The organism is Rhodococcus sp. 27YEA6 (assembly GCF_044908235.1).
Lineage (GTDB): Bacteria > Actinomycetota > Actinomycetes > Mycobacteriales > Mycobacteriaceae > Rhodococcus_F > Rhodococcus_F qingshengii.
Genome location: NZ_JBIYCY010000001.1, coordinates 360,860 through 377,962 on the forward strand (window position 1 = coordinate 360,860; position 17,103 = coordinate 377,962).

Here is a 17,103-nt window from a genome sequence, read left to right on the forward strand (position 1 = left end):
TCAGTTCTCCCGAATTGTGGATCGTGGGTCGATGAGAGCGAGCACCACGTCGACGATGAAATTGATGAGAAGGACGATGGCGCCGTAGATCACGACCAGTGTCTGGGCGAGCGGGTAGTCCTTCTCGGTGATGGACTTGACTAGCGCCATGCCCATGCCGGGCCAGGCGAAGATGCTCTCGATGAGCACGGTGCCGGCAATCAGACCACCCAGGAGGAGTCCGGCGAGCGTCAGCGTCGACGTCATGAGGTTGGGCATTGCATGACGGAAGTAGATTCGTGCCACGGGCATTCGCTTGGCGCGCGCCGTACGGATATAGTCCATGTCCAACACGCCGAGCGCCTCTGCACGGACGATGCGCGACATCGAGGCGATGGCACCGATCGACATGGCCGCGACCGGGAGGATGTAGCTTTCCGGTCCACCTCGGCCGGCGACGGGCAGAACAGGGAACGTGACGGCAAAGAGGTAGACCAGCGCCGTACCGAACATGAACTCGGGGATCACGGCGATGGTGCCCGACGTTGCGGTGTAACCGATCTCGACTCCGCGTCGTCGACCGTTGCGGGTCAGTGCAGCGAAGATGAGGCCGATCGGAATGCCCACTAGCAGCACCGTGACGACTGTGAGTACAGCCAGTTCGAGTGTTGCCGGTAGGCGGGACGCGATCACCTCGAAGACCGGAGTCCTCAAGGTGATCGAGTCACCGGGATTCCCGCTCAGCAACCCGCCGACGAATCGGAAGTACTGCTGCCACAAGGGAAGGTCGTAACCGAGCTGAGACCTCGTTGTCTCGACCAGTTCGACCGGTGCGTTCATTCCCAGTGCCAACCGAACCGGGTCTCCCGGAATCAGTTGGAGCATCAGGAACGCCGCAGTCACCAGCGCCCAGAGTGAAATCACGAAGGTGCCGAAACGACGCAGAAGATATGCGGGCCAGCTGTCGGACTCGAGCCACTTTGCTCGAGCCTGAGGCGCCGCTTCTGGTTTCGCGGCTTCAATAGTTTGACTCATGGGCTGTCTTTCCGGAGGGCGGGATGCTGGGGCGGGAAGATATTTCAGAGTGGGCGGACGGCCTACTGGTAGAGACGCAGCGCAGAACCGTTGAGCGACTTGCCGAATGAGAGTCCGGCCTTGTTGAAGTACACGTTCATGACGGAGTCTGCGAAGGGCACGGCCGCGATCGTCTTGGTGAGCTCCGACTCGGCGTCGGCCCAGGCGTCACAAGCGTCGCTACCGGTCAGACCGGAAGCCTTGGTGGCTGCTGCTTCGTAGGCGGGGTTGCTGACCGATCCGAAGTTCTTGCCTGCTGCGGGAACCGGCCCGGCAAAGTACGCAGTGAAGGTGCTGGGCAGCGAGGAGTTGACCTGGACCCAGGCGATGTCCCAGGCAGAGTTGTCCTTGCCGCTCAGAATGACGTCGATGATCTTGTTCGAGTCGCCCCCGGTCACCTCGACGTTTGCGCCGAGTTCGGACCACGCCGACTGAGCAAGTTCGGCCGCCGCGTTGCGCGGATCGTCGGTGCCGTCGTACACGAGACGGAGATTGAGCGGCTTGCCATCCTTGCTTCGCTTGCCGTCAGCGCCGGCGGTCCAACCAGCGCCGTCCAGTGTTGCCTTGGCGGCAGTGAGGTCGAAGTCCGGAATGTTGCCTGCGACAGAGTCGTAAACGCAGGCGCGCGGTTCGACGGCGACGAGGCTGGTTGCCCGGACCCCGTGTCCGGCGGTGATGACCTGAGTGAGGTCGTCGAGATCGACCGCTTGGATCAGGGCCTTGCGCACTGCGGGATCGCTGGTGGGATTACTCGCGATCTGGTTGAAGTACATCTGGCCTGCCGGCAGTGGCCGACCGACGGAGTCCAGATTGGCTGCCGCGACGCGGTCCTTGTCCGGACCGGCGATCGGAGCTGCGTTGAGTTCACCCGAGAGCAGCTGATTTGCGGCGGTGCTCACGTTCGGCGACATGGCGGCGACGACCGTCTTGGGGACGCCCGGGGTGTCGGAGGTCGTGCCGTCGGGGCCCCAGTTGTAGCCCTCGCGACGCTGGAACGTGTAGTGGTCGTTGGCGGCAACTTCGGTGACTTCGAACATGCCGGTGCCGAGCGACTTCTTGTTCGACGCTGTCGGATCTTTCAATCCGGCCTCGCACAGGATCGGCAGGCGACCGACGTTGAGAAGAAGGAACGGGCTCGGCGCCGGAGTGGTCACCGTGACAGTGCGCGTTGCCGGATCGGCAGTCGCAGTGGCGCCGGTCGGTACGGAGGACCCGCGCAACTGTGAACCGTTGTCCGGGTTGGCCACGAAGTTGATATTGTCCGCGACGGTCTGCGGTGTCAGCGTCGATCCGTCGGTACAGGTCACCCCGTCACGGATGGTGAAGGACGCCGAGGTCGGGGTCTCCTCCCACTTCTCCGCCAACCACGGTCCGACTTCACTGGTATCGGGATCCTGGTAGATCAGGTAGTCGTACGCCAAACGAGACAACTCGGCGGTCGCCGAGGCGGCCGACATGATCGGGTTGAGTGCACCCGGATCGGCCTGCAGGGCGAAACGGAAGGTCCCGTCGGTGGCCGGTTCACCGCCACTGGCGCCCGAGGACGTGCCTCCCGAGCCACAAGCAGACAACACAAGCGTGAGCCCTGCGGCTGCCGCAAGTGTTGGATAGAAGCGGTGTTTCATGGTGCCTCCGTGATGGAGCAGGGGCCCGAGCGAAAAACGTGAGGGCGCGGTTGAGTGTTGACTGCTAAATCTTGGCGCATGACGTGACGCGCATCTCTGTCGATCCTCACGAAAATCGGGTCGATTTTCGTCCGCTCCCACGAAAACCGTCAGGATCAGTGAATACCTGTCCGTATACCGACAGCGACCGGCGAAACACGACGATTTCCCCGGTCGCTACCGGCGGTCTACTGGTACAGGCGCAGGGCCGAACCGGTGAAATTACGGCCGAATGCGAGACCCGCATTGTTGAAGTAGAGAGTCGTGATCTTGTCGGCAAAAGGTACCGCGGAGTTTGCTTTGATGATCTCTGATTCGGCGTCTGCCCAAGCGGCACAAGCATCCTCGCCGGTCAGTCCCGAAGCCTTGGCGACGGCTGCGTCGTAGGCAGGGTTGGAGATCGACGAGAAATTGAGTCCCGCAGCTGGCACCGGACCGGAGAGGAAGGGTACGAGCATGCTGGGCAGCGCGACGTTGATCGGCTCCCACGCAACATCCCACGCGGTGTTGTCCTTGCCGCTGAGTGCTACATCGAGGATCTTGTTCGAGTCTCCGCTGGTGAGTTCGACAGTTGCGCCCAGATTGTTCCAAGCGTTGAGTGCGACGTCGGCGGCAGCATCGGTCGAGTCACCGAACGTTTCGTAGACCATCCGAAGTCGGAGCGGTGTGCCGTCCTTGCTGCGCTTACCGTCGGCACCGATTTTCCAGCCCGCTGATTCGAGAGTTTCTGCGGCTGCGCTGGGATCGAAGGCCGGCAGGTTTCCGGCGACAGAGTCGTAGATGCAGGCCCTCGGTTCGATGGACACCATCGTGGTAGACCGGGTTCCGCGGCCGGCGGTGAAGATCTCGGCGAGGTCGTCGAGATTGAGCGCCTGGACAAGGGCTTTGCGCACGGCCGGATCGCTGGTCGGATTACCCGGGCTGTGATTGAAGAACATCTCGCCTGCCGGAGCCGGCTGCTTGACCGTGTTCAGGTTCGCGGCATTCAATCGGTCCTGATCGGCGCCGGAGACGGCGGCGGCATTCAGATCACCGGACAACAGCTGATTCGCAGACGTACTCGTATTGGTCACGATGGACGCGACGACATTCTTGGGCACTCCGGCAGTGTCGGAGGTGGTGTCGTCAGGTCCCCAGTTGTATCCGTCGCGCCGAACGTAGGAGTAATGATCGTTGGCGACTGCCTCGGTCATCTGGAACATGCCCGATCCGAAGGTCGTCTTGTTTGCCGCCGTCGGATCCTTCAACCCTGCCTCGCACATGATCGGAATCCGCGCCAGATTGAGGAGCAGGAAGGGCGAGGGCTCCGGAGTCGTAACAGTCACTGTCCGTGTTGCCAGGTCGGCGTTGGCAGTTGCAGTTGCCGGTGCGTACACCCCGCGGAGAGCGGATTTGTTTGCGGCGTTCGTGATGAAGTTGACGGTGTCTGCGACAGTCTGAGCAGTCAGGGCGGATCCGTCGGTACAGGTGACGCCGTCGCGAATGGTGAACGACGCGGAAGTAGTTGTCTCTTCCCATTTTTCGGCGAGCCACGGCTTGGTGACGCCGGTATCGGGATCTGGGTTGAGCAGATAGTCGTAGCTCAGACGTGCCAGTGCGTGTGCCGGTGAAGCGGCAGTCATCAGCGGATTCAGAGCGCCGGGGTCGGCCACGAGTGCAAACTTGAAGGTGCCGTCGGTGAGCGGCTCACCCCCACCCGAACCTGATGATCCACCCGACGAGCATGCGGTCAGGGCAAGGACAGTGCCGGTTGCCGCGGCCAGTAGTGCGTAGGACCGTTGTTTCATGGTGCCTCCGGAAGGTGTGGTCCCGCCCGAGTGACGCGAGGTCTGTCGGGTCAGGAGCAAAAGACGATTGCTTGAATCTTCACCCAACAAAAGAACGAGAACATCGTCCGGATTTACGAATGTTTCGTGAGACTTGGTAGATCGCTACAACATTGTCGGATGGAAGAGACGAAGCTGGAGCATCAGGCTGAATCGAGTTTCCGGATCATCGAGATCGATGCCGGCAATCCCGGCAAGCTTCTTGAGGCGGTACCGGAACGTGTTGACGTGGATGTGAACCAAGGACGCAGCAGCCGGAATGTCGCCGAACGTGTCGAGCCAGGCGCGGAGAGTGTCGACAAGGTTGATGTCGTGACTGCGGTCGTACTCACGCAGTACCGCGAGCGGACCCGATGCGGTCTCGTTCTCGTCCGCAAGGGCGTCGGAGAGGCGCAGAAGTAGGGAATTGATCTGCACGTCGTCGGCGCGCGCGACGGTCCGGCCCGAAGAATTCCACGTCGACCTCAGAACGCGAAGTGCTCGGTCGGCTTCGTCGCGTGACTTCTCCAGCGTCATCACGTCGGCCACTGTCGCACCGATTCCGATGACCACCGACTTTTCCGAACGGGAACGGTCTGCAAACTCCGACGCGATCCGACGCACGTAGTCGTCGTCGGTCTGGTGCCGGGTGTGTGGGATGACGGCGTAGACGGTGCCGCCGATCGCTGCCGCCACCGACAGCGGAAATACTTGGTCGAGATAGGTATTGAGTGTCAGGGCCAGTTGATCGACATCGGCTTCGGCCTCCAACGATGCACCGGCGCCGCTACGGAAGCCGGCCGCAAGTACGTTTGCCTTCGAGCGGCCGTAGCCCAGTCGCTCGGCCGCTTCCTTCGCTGAAGTGCCGCCACTCAGTAACGTGATCACCTCGCCCAACCTCAGCCGTCGTGCGGAATCGGCTGCCAGCTTGGCGCGAAGCAAACTCATCGCGGCCACGCCCGCCGCCTCGACGAGCGTTTTGACCTGCAATTCGTTCGGCTCCTCGTCCAGGATCACCCAGATCGAACCGAGGATCTGCGATGCCGCATGTATTCGCATGCCGACGCGGGGCCTGATGCCCGGCCCGATACCCGGTAGAAATACCGGCAGGGTAGAGCCGTAGATCTTGTTGAAATACCCCATTGACCTGAGCCGATCGGAATAGTGCTGCGGCACTTGATGTCCGAGGACACTCTGCTTACGTGCCTCGTCGCCGAAGGCTTGATCCGCCGAGAACGCGAGGATCCGGCTCGACTGATTCTCGATGGTGACCGGGCCGTTCAATACCTGAGCGATCGAGTTGGCAAGATCGAACAGGTCGGCGTCGGCGGCCGACGTGCGGTCCCCGTTGTTGCCGGATTCGAGGATCTCGTTGATCAACGACGCGCTTTGCAGCCAGCTTGCATCCTTGACCATTCCGAGGAGTGCGACGTCGGTGTCGGCCACCGCCTTCTCGACGAGGCCGTCGAAGTCCAGGGGCTCTTTGACGATCAGCGCTACCGCACCTGCCGAGCCGTATTCTCTTACCGCCGTTGCGATATCGGCCGAACCTGCGAGACCTGCGCCGAGTACGACGGCGCCCGCACTGTCCTGGGTAGCTTCGGACCCTTCGTGCAGGGTCACGCGGCTGACAGTGCGGGCGCCGTCGACGGTGTCGCCACCGCTGAGGAACGTCATTCCCAGTCTGTCGACGATGTCGACGATCGATACTCCCGTAGGTGTGGTCACCACCACACCTTAGGGGGAGCGGGGTCGATCAGTTGTCTGGTTGCCCTGCTCAGTTGCTGGGCTGTTCCGACACGGCCTTCTCGACGAACCGGCGGGTCTGATCGAACGCCGCGGGCACCTGGACGGAATCGGTCATGTCACTGATCTCGGACCACCGTTCGGCGACGACCTCGGGGGAGAGTGCGCCTTCGGGGATGTAGACGCCCTGCGACTCCTCCATGCGAGCGATCGCGAAGACGCCGGCGCCGGCGCTGAGGATGGTCTTCGTCGGTGCGTCATCGGAGACCATGAACAGTGCGCCGGGTGAAATCGATTCGGGTGCAAGCAGAGCGAGAGTCTTCTCGTCGAGGAGGTCTTCGGTCATGCGGGTCGCGGCGGTCGGGGCCAGCGAGTTGACGCGGATGCCCTTGCGTTCGCCCTCGATGGCGAGAACGTTCATCAGGCCGACGACGCCGGACTTCGCGGCGCCGTAGTTCGCCTGGCCGAAGTTGCCGTAAATTCCCGATGCTGACGTAGTCATGAGGATGCGTCCGTAGTTCTGTTCGACCATGTGCGGCCAGACTGCCTTGGAACAGATGACGGAACCCATCAGATGCACGTCGATGACTTTGCGGAAGTCGTCGAGCTCGGCCTTGATGAACGACTTGTCGCGCAGGATTCCGGCGTTGTTGATCAGGATGTCCACGCGGCCCCACTTGTCCACGGCCGTCGCGACCATGGCGGCAACGGCGTCGACGTCGGTGATGTCGCAGTGGTCCGCGATGGCCTCGCCGCCCAGCTCGACGATTTCCGCCACTACTTTGGCTGCTGCGGTATCAGCGCCGCCACTGCCGTTGACCGAGCCACCCATGTCGTTGACGACGACGCGTGCGCCGCGTGCGGCGAGGGCCAATGCGTGTGAACGGCCGAGTCCGCCGCCTGCGCCCGTGATGATCGCTACCTTGCCGGAAAAATCCAACGACATTGGAAAACCTCTCTGATCTGGGATACTACTCAGTATTACTATGCGATGGCGTGGAAACAGTCAAGGGCCGGCAGGCAGTGTGAATGGGAGTGGAAGTCGAATGAGTAGTGATCTTCCGGACGTGCGATCCGCGATCATCACCAGCGCCGCCGACGCCTTTGCCGAAGACGGTTACGCAGCCACGACTGTAGATTTACTGGCCGATCGAATCGGCGCCACCAAAGGTCTTGTCTACTACCACTTTCGTTCGAAGTTCGACATCTACCTGGCAATCTACGAGCGCGGGATGAGCCTGCTCCGCGCTGAGGTCGAGTCTCGGATGGGCGGGGCAGAAAGCGGCCTCGCCCGTCTCGAAGCGATGTCGCACGCCCACCTGGTCAATCTCATGACACATCTCGGGTACCACCACACGATCCACCAAGGTGTCCGGGGTCAGATGAACTCCGCGCTCAAGCCGAGGCAACAGCAAGTCCTCGTGGAACTGAATTCGCTGCGACTCGACTACGAGAATCTGTTCGTCGACGTGATGACCGAAGGTGTCGCGGATGGTTCCATTCGTGCGGGCTCACCTCGAATGGCGGCAAAAGTCCTCCTCAGCAGTCTCAACGGCATCGACCTCTGGTACCGAAGGCGTGAAGGGCAGACGTTGGCGGAGACGGAGTCGTTGGCGGACCAGATCGTCGAACTGTTGATCGGCGGATTGCGCGCTGCGAACTGACTGAAAGCTGCATTCGTCGAGCGGGTTTTCTCCGACCGGTTCGTGCTGTCCTGCGGCTTGTCGTTCGGTTTGTCGTGCTCTGACAGTCGGGGTAGCATGTTGGCGTCGTGCGCGGACTTGCGTAGGAATTCAGGGAAGAGGAGGTGTGGCTGTAATGCGTGGCCAACCTCCGAGTACCAACTGAAGCTGTAGCCGCCCGGGTTGATCCGGTATTTTGCTGCAGCTTCATCGTGTGTTCATCGGCTTCGGCTTTGCTGTGAAGCAAGCGTCGTCGTTCACTCTTCCCTCGAAAGCTGTTCAGCATGCGCGAATTTCGTCGTTCACGTTCGGTACTGCCGCGTCGTTCCGCGGGGCTCGGTGACTCACATCCCGGACACTCGCGTGCCGCACGCACCGTCGTCAAGGCTGCCCCGCCCGAGGCGGTGGCGCCCGTCGAATCGACCGTCGTCAACAGCGGCGTGTACCGCGACGGCGAGCGGATAGCGTCACCGTCCACGCTGGCGGAAGCGCTGTCATGCCTTCCGGATTCGCAGTCGATGGCGTGGATCGGCATGTACCGGCCCGACGACGCCCAGTTGTATGCCGCTGCACAACATTTCGACCTCCACGAACTGGCGGTCGAGGATGCGATCGTCGCGCACCAGCGCCCCAAGCTCGAGCGCTACGGCAAGACACTGTTCGTGGTGCTGCGTGCTGCGCGGTACCGCGACGAGACCGAGCGGGTCGAATTCGGCGAGTTGCACATCTTCTGTGGTCCGAACTTCATTCTGACCGTCCGTCACAGTGAATCGCCGGATCTGTCGGCGGTGCGGACTCGCATGGAGAACGATCCTGACCTGTTGCGGTTGGGTACCGAGGCCGTTCTCTATGCCATTCTCGACGCAGTCGTCGACGGGTACGCCCCGGTGGTGGCCGGACTGCAGAACGACATCGACGAGATCGAAACCGAAGTATTCAGTGGCGATCCCGGAGTTTCGCGTCGCATCTACGAACTGACCCGTGAGGTGATCGAATTCCAGCGGGCGACGCGTCCGCTGCTGGGAATGCTGCGTGGGTTGTCGGCAGGGTTCGACAAGTACCACACGGACGAGGAACTCCAGCGATACCTGCGCGACGTCACCGACCATGCGACGACTGTGGTGGAGCGGGCCGACGGCTTTCGTCAGTTGCTCGGAAACATCCTCACGGTGAACGCAACTCTGGTGTCGCAGAACCAGAACGAGGAGATGCGCAATCTGACGCAGGCAAGCTACGCGCAGAACGAGGAGATCAAGAAGGTCTCGGCGTGGGCGGCAATTCTCTTCGCGCCGACGCTCATCGGAACCGTGTACGGGATGAACTTCGACGACATGCCGGAACTGCACTGGCACTTGGGCTATCCGTTTGCGCTCTCGATGATGTTCCTGACGTGTGGAAGTCTCTACACGATCTTCAAACGTCGGGGCTGGTTGTAGAAAGCATTGGTGTAGAAAGCGCTGTGCGCCTTGCCAACCGAGATCGGTTGTCAAGGCGCACAGGTGTTTTTCGGGAGGGCGCTCGAATCAGAGCGTTGCGACGCAGACCGTGAACTTACGTTCCGGGTGCTCGAATCCCGAGTCTGCCCCCGAACCGCATTCGTCGATCGACGTGGAGTTCTGCAGGATTTCGACGACCTCGACGACGTTGGTGCCGCTGGTATCCGAGCATTCGATGCGGGCGGGTTCATCCATTCCGCTGCCGAGGTCCATGCATCCGCCGACTACCCAGTCGACGTCGAGACAGACAGCGCCCTGCTCGTCACCCGCGAGGGTCTCGTAGTAGTACGAGTCGACGTCGGAGGCACACAGATCAGAGGTGGGAACCTTGGCGACCACCTTGTAGTTGGAATCCTTGCTACCGCAGTCCGCGTTGTCGATTTCTGCGGCCGTCGTGGTGCCTCCGAGCTTGACGCAATCACCGATCGACACGTCGATGTCGACGTCGCCGCCGTCGTCCGAACCCTCCTGGCCGGTGATCTTCGAGGTGGTCGGGGCCGCGGAGGTAGTGGTCGAATCGGCAACCGAGGAAGATGATTCCGCAATGGCTTTCGGCTCGATGTCGGAACCGCAACCGACGGTGAAGGCGGCGATTGCAGAAGTTGCGATCACCGCAGTGCAAAGTCGCCGGACGATTCCGGACATAAGGACCCCTTTGTTGATTCTTGGATAATTCTGTTGGTTCGTGGATTGTTCGGGACCTATTCCAATACATCGGTAGTCGAATTGCCAACCGGACTGTCAGTATGGGTAGGTGGAGCTACCCCTGATGCCGCCGCTTGCCCCGATGCTCGCGAAGGCCGCGGCCACTGTGCCGCCTCAGCCCGAGTCCGGTGACCCGACGTGGTCGTACGAGCCGAAATGGGACGGATTTCGAGCAATCATCTTTCGTGACGGTGACGAAGTGGTGCTCGGGTCGCGAGGAGGAAAGGACCTGGCGCGGTACTTTCCCGAAGCGGTGGAAGCTGTCAAGTCTGAATTGCCCGAAAAATGTGTCGTGGACGGAGAACTGGTGGTTCCCCGTGAGATCGACGGTGTGACGCGTCTGAGTTGGGAAGCGCTCTCCGAGCGGATTCATCCCGCCGCGAGCCGCGTCGCATTGTTGTCGGAACAGACGCCAGCGCAATTTGTCGGGTTCGATTTACTGGCGCTCGGCGATCGCGACGTCTCGATCGAGGACTTCGGGGTCCGACGTGCGCTGCTCCTCGGTTGCATCGGTGGCGGGCCGAGTTGCCACGTCACGGCAGCGACGGCCGACAGCGCCGAAGCAATGGCCTGGTTCGAAACCTTCGAAGGCGCGGGTCTCGACGGGGTTGTCGCCAAGAAGCTGGCGGGACCGTACCTGCCGAACAAGCGCGAGATGATCAAGGTGAAACACGCCAGGACCGCGGATGTCGTACTGCTGGGCTACCGTCCCCACAAGAGTCAGCCAGGTATCGGGTCGATGCTTCTTGGTCTGTACGACGGTTCCGAATTGAAGATGGTCGGTGGCGCTTCTGCTTTCACCGCGGCGCGGCGGATCGAGTTGTTGGCCGAACTCGAACCTTTGCGCCTCGGGGACGACGTTGTAGCCGAGGGAGAGGCCAGCCGGTGGAGATCGGCCGCAGACCGCTCCTGGATTCCGCTTCGTCCTGAGCGGGTGCTCGAAGTGGCGTACGACCAGATGGAAGGGGAACGCTTTCGGCACGCTGCACGATTCCTGCGCTGGCGTCCGGACAGGGTGCCCGACGAATGCACATTCGATCAGTTGGAGGTTCCGGTGCGATACGACTTCGCGGATGTTCTTGCAGGCGGTAAGTGATGGCGAGCCCGGCAGAGGAACTGGACGTCGACGGGATCGCGGTCCGATTGTCGAGCCCGGACAAGATCTACTATCCGCAGTTGGGTGAGGACGGCGGAACCAAACGGCATCTTGTCGAGTACTACCGAACGGTGGCGCTGCAGGGTGCAGCGTTGCGGGCGCTCCAAGATCGGCCCACGCATCTTCAGCGATTCCCCGACGGCATCGAGGGCGAAGAGGTTTACCAGAAGCGGCTGCCGGCAAAACGGCCCGAGCACGTCGAATCCTGCGAGGTCACGTTCCCGTCGGGTCGCAAGGCCGACGTCCTTCGAGTGCGAAGTGCTGCGAACATCGTGTGGGCCGCCAATCTCGGGACTGTCACGTTTCATCCCTGGGCCGTGCGGTGCCCGGACACCGACCACCCGGACGAACTGCGCATCGATCTCGATCCGCAACCGGGGACCGGGTTCGACGAGGCCGTTGCCATCGCGGACGAGGTCCTTCGCCCTCTGCTCGCCGAGTTGGGATTGGAAGGATTTCCCAAGACGTCCGGTGGCCGAGGCCTTCACGTCTACATCCCGCTCGAGGCGCGCTGGGATTTTGTCGAGGTCCGTCACGCGGGTATCGCCCTTGCTCGTGAAGTCGAGCGTCGTAGTGCCGATCGCGCCACAACCGCGTGGTGGAAGGAAGAGCGGGGTGAACGGATCTTCATCGACTTCAATCAGAATGCCCGTGACCGGACGATCGCGGCGGCGTATTCCGCTCGTAAGACGCCGATCGCAACTGTGTCGACGCCGGTGACCTGGGACGAACTGCGCGACGTGCATCCAGACGACTGCACCATCGCCACGGTTCCCGGCTTGCTCGCCGATCGTGGTGATCCGATGGAAGCCATGCACGACAAGGCCTTTGCCCTCGATGTTCTGTTGGAGATGTGGGAGAAGGATCTGGCGGCAGGACTGGGCGATCTGCCGTACCCGCCGAACTATCCCAAAATGCCCGGTGAACCCAAACGTGTTCAACCGAGCAAGGACCGCGATCGGAAGAACAAAGACGGGTAGCGTCAGAGGCGGACATATCGGGTAATTCGATCAGACGTCGAATGTACGGTCACGTCGAATGCACTGTGGGGGTTGGATATGGATCGCCGGAAAATGCGAGCAGCAAGCTTAGCGGCGGGCGGTGTGATTCTTGCCGCCTTCGGATTGTCACTCGGTAGCGGAACAGCGTCAGCCGCGACGTTGGATTGTTCGGCGCGCGGGCAAGATCAGACGATCGTCGACGGGTCATCCGCATGCCGAGCGGTGGCAGATCCCTCCAGTTACGCGATTTCACACGTCGAGGGCGACGGTGTCGGCGTCGCGGATTCTCGAGACGGTGGCAGGTCGGCGGGCGTCGGACTCTTCGGCGGCGTTGCTGCGGCGGAGTCGCGCGGTGGGTTACTTGCCGCGGTCGCGTACGGCCCGGGTTCGCTCGCACTCGGTCGCACCGACTCCTCACCCTTTGCCGTGGTGCTCAGCGGACCTGGCGGCAGAGCGGCAGTGGGTGACGCGGACGTCGGGGCGATCTGCTCAGGTGGTCCCACCCTTGTTTTCAATATCGCCACAGGTCAGGGATGTTTCAGCGACGGCACTTCGACGTGGGTCACCCCGTGAGGGCACCCCGGCCCTGAGCCTCTTGCGTGACAGTGGTCACAATGGTGTCAAGCTCCTGCCACCGATCGGGTGACCGGGCAACTTGATCAGCGGGGATCGGAGGACGCGATGACTCCCAGTGCACGACGGGGTTCACTCGCCCGGGTGGAGGTGCCTTCGCGCACCGAGCTGTACGTGGACCGGCGATTCCTTCCCTTGGCCGACCGCTTCTTCGCGATGTATCGCCAACCGCAACAAGGCGGCGGCGCGCTGGTCGTGTACCTGGGCGGCGAGAAAGTGCTCGACATCTGGGCCGGCAATGCCGATCGTGATCGGCGCTGGGACCACGACACGGTGTCGCTGTCGTTCTCGACCGGCAAAGGCGTCGCCAGCACCGTCGTTCACCGACTCGCCGAACGTGGGTTGATCGACTACGACGCCCCGGTTGCTCGGTACTGGCCTGAATTCGCGGCGGCCGGCAAGGACAAGATCACCGTCCGCGAACTGATGTCACATCGCGCGGGCCTTCACCGAGTTCGCGGCTTGATGCCGCATCCTCTCGACCTGATGGACTACGACGCGGTCGTTGCCGCCCTGGCTGCCGAGAAACCGGATCCGCGTCGGCTTCGAGGCCCCGGCTATCACGCTGTGACCTACGGCTGGTTGGTAGCCGAACTTGTGGCCAGGGTGTCCGGTCAGCCGTTCATCGACGTCGTACAAGCGGAGATAGCGAAGCCCCTCGGAGTCGACGAATTCTGGTACCGCGTACCCGAAACCGAACGTCCACGGATCGCGAAGCTGTTCCCACATATCAACCCTGCCGGCTTGAACTGGGCCTTCGCGTCGACCGTGCTCTCACACGTCGGTCCGACTCGCGGACTCGCGGAGGCCGCGATGCCGGACGGTTTCGACGTCATGGTGCGCAACCCGGCTGTCCACGACGCCGTCATGCCGGGCTGGAACGGAGTGTTCAGCGCGCGTGCTCTCGCGAAGATGTACGGCGCCATCGCGAACGGCGGCGTGATCGACGGGAAGCGGTTCCTGAAGGAATCGACCATCGACCAGATGTCGACCATCCAGACTCGCGATCGGGATTACGTGCTGGCGGTGCGGCCCAACTGGACTCTCGGTTACCACCCGCCGATCATTGCCGCGCGGCGGCAGCCGCGGAATGCGATAGGCCACTACGGAGTCGGCGGTTCAGGCGCGTATGCGGACCTGTCCAGCGGACTCTCGCTCGGTTTCACCACCAACAGGTTGGGTAGTGCTGTGACAGCTCTCGGTGATCTTCGCCTTGCGAGGCTCGGCGCCGAGGCGCAGGAGTTGGTTCGTCGAATCTGACACGAAGGGAATGCCATGAGCAGCAACGTGTACCGGGTGACCGAGATCGTCGGCTCGTCCACCGAGAGCAGTGACGCGGCAATTCGCACCGCCATCGCCCGGGCGAACGAGACGGTGCGCAACCTCGAATGGTTCGAGGTGGTGGAAACTCGCGGTCACATCGAGAACGGCGCCGTGGCGCATTTCCAGGTCACGTTGAAGGTCGGCTTCCGGCTCGACGGCGACGACTCTTGAGTCGTCGTTCATGAGTGTTGATCTCAGGGCGGCCGTCGGGTTCATGGCGGGACATGCCAGAACTCTCGATCGGCATCGACTGAATTTGATTCTCGGACAGGGTGACCGGACCGCGGTTTGTGCGGCCGTGGACGGTTATCGCAACCCGGACGGTGGGTACGGCTGGGGACTCGAACCGGATCTTCGCTCGGCATCGAGCCAACCTGGCGGCGCGCTGCACGCCTTCGAAGCCTTTGCCGACATCGGAACGCCGACGCCCAGAGCCATCGAGCTGTGCGACTGGTTGCAGACCAAGTCGCTGGCAGACGGCGGTTTGCCGTTCGCCTTCCCGATCGCCGACCCGGCCGGTTGTGCGCCCTTCTGGGTGGATGCGGATCCGTTGGCGCCGTCGTTGCAGATCACCAGCATCGTGTGTGCTGCAGCGGCTCGCGTTGCCGAATACGACGAGGCCGTCGCCGAACATCCGTGGTTCGCCTCTGCCGTTCGATATTGCCTCGACGCGATCGACGGGGCGGATTCTCTCCATGCCCTCGAGCTGGCCTTTGCCTTGCAGTTTCTCGACGCGGTTCACCGGAACAGTCCCGAAGCGTCGTCGTTGGTGAGCACTCTTGGTTCGCGTGTCCCGGCTGACGGCTTGGTTCACGTGGACGGGGGAGCCGAGGGCGAATTCATGCGGCCCCTCGATTTCTCACCGCTTCCCGGCGGCCCGACCCGCGCGTTGTTCGACGCATCAGTGATCGAGTCCGAACTGTCTGCGCTCGCTGCGCGACAACATGGCGACGGCGGTTGGGCGGTGGATTTCGACAGCTATTCACCCGCCGCGGCGTTGGAATGGCGAGGTCACGCCACCGTGCAGGCGGTATGGCTGCTGAAGCGCAATGGGGTGATCTGAAAACGATTCTCGCGCCAAATTGGAACACGTTATAGTCTGGGAACCAGTTCGAGCTTCGTGTTTCAGGGATAGGGGAATGTCATGGCGTATGTGATCACGCAGCCGTGCTGCAACGACGCCTCGTGTGTTGACGTGTGTCCGGTCAATTGCATTCACCCGACACCGGACGAAGCTCAGTTCGCGACCACCGAAATGCTCTACATCGATCCCGACACCTGCATCGATTGTGGTGCGTGTGTGGACGAATGCCCGGTCGAGGCGATCTTCCCGGACAACGAACTCGACGAGGACGACGCGCCGTACCTGCAGATGAACGCTTCGTACTTCGAGAAGCATCCGATGGGCCCGGATTGGCCCGAGCCGATCACGATGGCCAAGATCGATCCCGAACTGGGAACGCTGAAAGTGGCGATCGTCGGCTCCGGCCCGGCTGCCTGCTATGCGGCGATGGAACTGACCGGCAAGCCTCGCGTCGAGGTCGACATGTTCGATCGACTTCCCACTCCATACGGTTTGGTGCGCGCCGGCGTGGCGCCAGACCATCCCGGAACCAAGGGGGTCACCGATCAGTTCCGCGCCGTCGTCGCGAAGAAGACTGTGCGCTGCCACTTCAACGTCGAGGTGGGCACCCACATCTCGCATTCGGAACTCTTGGACCATCACCACGCAGTGATCTACGCGGTGGGCGCTGCCGGGGATCGCAAGCTCGAGATCCCGGGCGAGGATCTGCCGGGAAGTCACGCCGCCACCGAGTTCGTCGCCTGGTACAACGGCCACCCGGGATATGCCGATCGGACTTTCGATCTGTCCGGCGAGCGAGCGGTGATCGTCGGAAACGGCAACGTCGCACTCGACGTCGCACGCATCCTGGTGACCGACCCTGACCAGCTTGCGAAGACGGACCTCGCCGAGCATGCATTGGAAGCGCTGCGGAACAGCAAGATTCGTGAGGTGGTCATTCTCGGGCGTCGTGGGCCGGCGCAGGCCGCGTACACCAATCCCGAACTGTTGGCGCTCGGACAGATGGCGAACGTGGACGTAGTCGTCGACCCGATCGAAGCCGAACTCGACGAGGCCAGTCAGGCGTTCGTGGACAGCGATGCCGCCGAGCCGTCCGTCCTGCTCAAGGTCAAGCAGGCGCAGGAATTTGCTTCGCGTACCGCAGATCCTTCTCGAAAGCGGATCGTTCTCCGGTTCCTCACCTCTCCCGTCGAGGTCCTCGGCGACGGTGCAGTCTCACAGGTGCGGATCGTGAAAAACGAATTGGTGGCAACGCCGACCGGTCAGCTCTCCGCCCGGCCTACCGAAACCGAGGAGACGATCGACACTTCACTGGTGCTTCGGTCGGTCGGATACCGCGGCACACCGATGGCCGACTTGCCCTTCGACGACGCTCGCGGCGTGATCCCCAACGAGAACGGCAGAGTAATCGACACCGAGACCGGCACGCCGATCCCGGGTGTCTACGTCGCGGGTTGGATCAAGCGCGGACCGACTGGCGTGATCGGCACCAACAAGTACTGCTCCGCCGAGACCGTGTCGATGATCTTCGACGACTTCGCTGGTGGGCGCCTCGCCACCCCGACCGAGGATGCCGACAAGTTGCAGGTTTTGTTGGCAGACCGGTCGCCGGATCAGGTGGACTATCAAGGTTGGCAGCGGATCGACAAGGCAGAACGCGCATCCGGTGCCGCAACCGGACGGCCGCGAACCAAACTCATCTCCATCGAATCCATGTTGGCGGCTGCCCGGAGCGAGGGATAGCAACGTTTGGGC

Annotated in this window: 15 protein-coding genes; 9 read left to right on the forward strand and 6 right to left on the reverse strand. The window is 62.2% G+C overall.

Annotated features, from left to right (window positions below):
* From ABH939_RS01795 to ABH939_RS01815, 5 genes are all read right to left on the reverse strand, one after another.
* Entirely contained in the window at window positions 1–1,014 is a 1,014-nt protein-coding gene (locus ABH939_RS01795) for an ABC transporter permease (RefSeq protein ID WP_003940249.1), read from the reverse strand.
* Between the two features lie 62 nt (window positions 1,015–1,076).
* Window positions 1,077–2,678, reverse strand: coding sequence for an ABC transporter substrate-binding protein (locus ABH939_RS01800; RefSeq protein WP_030535172.1), 1,602 nt, complete (start codon window positions 2,676–2,678; stop codon window positions 1,077–1,079).
* A 227-nt stretch (window positions 2,679–2,905) separates the two neighbouring features.
* Window positions 2,906–4,504: an ABC transporter substrate-binding protein gene (locus tag ABH939_RS01805; protein ID WP_003940579.1), complete on the reverse strand. Its 1,599-nt coding sequence runs from the start codon at window positions 4,502–4,504 to the stop codon at window positions 2,906–2,908.
* Between the two features lie 144 nt (window positions 4,505–4,648).
* Window positions 4,649–6,250 (reverse strand): CdaR family transcriptional regulator, encoded by a 1,602-nt coding sequence (locus ABH939_RS01810; RefSeq protein WP_007731373.1) that lies wholly within the window; start codon window positions 6,248–6,250, stop codon window positions 4,649–4,651.
* A 49-nt stretch (window positions 6,251–6,299) separates the two neighbouring features.
* Window positions 6,300–7,214 carry an SDR family NAD(P)-dependent oxidoreductase gene (locus tag ABH939_RS01815; protein WP_404649237.1) on the reverse strand — a complete coding sequence of 305 codons (915 nt, stop codon included), beginning with the start codon at window positions 7,212–7,214 and terminating at the stop codon, window positions 6,300–6,302.
* Window positions 7,215–7,314: 100 nt separating this feature from the next.
* On the opposite strand from ABH939_RS01815, the gene ABH939_RS01820 reads away from it, so the two are divergent.
* The gene (locus ABH939_RS01820; RefSeq protein WP_007731377.1) at window positions 7,315–7,932 is read left to right on the forward strand and encodes a TetR/AcrR family transcriptional regulator; all 618 of its coding nucleotides are present in this window, start codon (window positions 7,315–7,317) and stop codon (window positions 7,930–7,932) included.
* A 302-nt stretch (window positions 7,933–8,234) separates the two neighbouring features.
* Entirely contained in the window at window positions 8,235–9,386 is a 1,152-nt protein-coding gene (locus tag ABH939_RS01825; protein ID WP_007731382.1) for a magnesium and cobalt transport protein CorA, read from the forward strand.
* Between the two features lie 87 nt (window positions 9,387–9,473).
* Here the strand turns inward: ABH939_RS01825 and ABH939_RS01830 are convergent, their stop codons facing one another.
* A complete protein-coding gene (locus tag ABH939_RS01830) occupies window positions 9,474–10,091 on the reverse strand; it encodes a hypothetical protein (protein ID WP_007731384.1) in 618 nt (205 codons plus the stop codon).
* Window positions 10,092–10,200: 109 nt separating this feature from the next.
* Here ABH939_RS01830 and ABH939_RS01835 point away from each other — a divergent pair, with 109 nt between their 5' ends.
* The 7 genes from ABH939_RS01835 (at window position 10,201) to ABH939_RS01865 (ending at window position 17,091) form a co-directional block, all read left to right on the forward strand.
* Window positions 10,201–11,247 (forward strand): ATP-dependent DNA ligase, encoded by a 1,047-nt coding sequence (locus tag ABH939_RS01835; protein WP_404649238.1) that lies wholly within the window; start codon window positions 10,201–10,203, stop codon window positions 11,245–11,247.
* Window positions 11,247–12,287 carry a non-homologous end-joining DNA ligase gene (ligD, locus tag ABH939_RS01840; protein WP_003940248.1) on the forward strand — a complete coding sequence of 347 codons (1,041 nt, stop codon included), beginning with the start codon at window positions 11,247–11,249 and terminating at the stop codon, window positions 12,285–12,287. Before ABH939_RS01835 ends, ligD begins: the two co-directional genes overlap by 1 nt.
* A gap of 78 nt (window positions 12,288–12,365) precedes the next feature.
* The gene (locus tag ABH939_RS01845) at window positions 12,366–12,881 is read left to right on the forward strand and encodes a DUF6764 family protein (protein ID WP_037128623.1); all 516 of its coding nucleotides are present in this window, start codon (window positions 12,366–12,368) and stop codon (window positions 12,879–12,881) included.
* A 108-nt stretch (window positions 12,882–12,989) separates the two neighbouring features.
* Entirely contained in the window at window positions 12,990–14,201 is a 1,212-nt protein-coding gene (locus ABH939_RS01850; protein WP_003940004.1) for a serine hydrolase domain-containing protein, read from the forward strand.
* Window positions 14,202–14,216: 15 nt separating this feature from the next.
* Window positions 14,217–14,435 (forward strand): dodecin, encoded by a 219-nt coding sequence (locus ABH939_RS01855; protein WP_404649239.1) that lies wholly within the window; start codon window positions 14,217–14,219, stop codon window positions 14,433–14,435.
* 10 nt (window positions 14,436–14,445) lie between these two features.
* Window positions 14,446–15,327 (forward strand): hypothetical protein, encoded by an 882-nt coding sequence (locus ABH939_RS01860; protein WP_404649241.1) that lies wholly within the window; start codon window positions 14,446–14,448, stop codon window positions 15,325–15,327.
* A gap of 81 nt (window positions 15,328–15,408) precedes the next feature.
* A complete protein-coding gene (locus tag ABH939_RS01865) occupies window positions 15,409–17,091 on the forward strand; it encodes an FAD-dependent oxidoreductase (protein ID WP_116057893.1) in 1,683 nt (560 codons plus the stop codon).
* The last annotated feature ends 12 nt before the right edge of the window (window positions 17,092–17,103 follow it).

What these genes read in the sequence shown, in the direction of transcription:
- ABH939_RS01855 (WP_404649239.1), top strand. Translation starts at nt 14,217, where the DNA reads ATGAGCAGCAACGTGTACCGGGTGACCGAGATCGTCGGCTCGTCCACC.
- ABH939_RS01815 (WP_404649237.1), bottom strand. Translation starts at nt 7,214, where the DNA reads ATGTCGTTGGATTTTTCCGGCAAGGTAGCGATCATCACGGGCGCAGGC.
- ABH939_RS01820 (WP_007731377.1), top strand. Translation starts at nt 7,315, where the DNA reads ATGAGTAGTGATCTTCCGGACGTGCGATCCGCGATCATCACCAGCGCC.
- ABH939_RS01805 (WP_003940579.1), bottom strand. Translation starts at nt 4,504, where the DNA reads ATGAAACAACGGTCCTACGCACTACTGGCCGCGGCAACCGGCACTGTC.
- ABH939_RS01830 (WP_007731384.1), bottom strand. Translation starts at nt 10,091, where the DNA reads ATGTCCGGAATCGTCCGGCGACTTTGCACTGCGGTGATCGCAACTTCT.
- ABH939_RS01865 (WP_116057893.1), top strand. Translation starts at nt 15,409, where the DNA reads ATGGCGTATGTGATCACGCAGCCGTGCTGCAACGACGCCTCGTGTGTT.
- ABH939_RS01825 (WP_007731382.1), top strand. Translation starts at nt 8,235, where the DNA reads ATGCGCGAATTTCGTCGTTCACGTTCGGTACTGCCGCGTCGTTCCGCG.
- ABH939_RS01850 (WP_003940004.1), top strand. Translation starts at nt 12,990, where the DNA reads ATGACTCCCAGTGCACGACGGGGTTCACTCGCCCGGGTGGAGGTGCCT.
- ligD (WP_003940248.1), top strand. Translation starts at nt 11,247, where the DNA reads ATGGCGAGCCCGGCAGAGGAACTGGACGTCGACGGGATCGCGGTCCGA.
- ABH939_RS01845 (WP_037128623.1), top strand. Translation starts at nt 12,366, where the DNA reads ATGGATCGCCGGAAAATGCGAGCAGCAAGCTTAGCGGCGGGCGGTGTG.
- ABH939_RS01795 (WP_003940249.1), bottom strand. Translation starts at nt 1,014, where the DNA reads ATGAGTCAAACTATTGAAGCCGCGAAACCAGAAGCGGCGCCTCAGGCT.
- ABH939_RS01860 (WP_404649241.1), top strand. Translation starts at nt 14,446, where the DNA reads ATGAGTGTTGATCTCAGGGCGGCCGTCGGGTTCATGGCGGGACATGCC.
- ABH939_RS01800 (WP_030535172.1), bottom strand. Translation starts at nt 2,678, where the DNA reads ATGAAACACCGCTTCTATCCAACACTTGCGGCAGCCGCAGGGCTCACG.